General features: G+C 51.7%; 1 pseudogene. It reads left to right on the forward strand.

What is annotated here, in order from left to right:
• Nucleotides 1-265: pseudogene (gene lysO / locus SB765_RS30475) on the forward strand (L-lysine exporter LysO); the annotation flags it as partial.

The raw sequence follows: 265 nt of genomic DNA on the forward strand, positions 1-265 counted from the left end.
TTAACGCCTTTATTCTTGATCTCCCCATCAATACCGCGCTGGCAATGGCCTGCGGTTTCGGCTGGTATTCTCTTTCCGGTATTTTATTGACCGAATCTTTTGGTCCGGTAATCGGGAGCGCGGCGTTTTTTAATGATCTGGCCCGTGAACTGATTGCTATTATGTTGATCCCTGGGCTGATTCGCCGCAGCCGCTCTACTGCACTGGGCTTATGCGGTGCCACATCAATGGATTTCACCCTGCCCGTTCTTCAACGTACTGGCGG

The organism is Pseudomonas sp. SIMBA_067 (assembly GCF_046534675.1).
Taxonomy (GTDB): Bacteria; Pseudomonadota; Gammaproteobacteria; order Pseudomonadales; family Pseudomonadaceae; genus Aquipseudomonas; species Aquipseudomonas putida.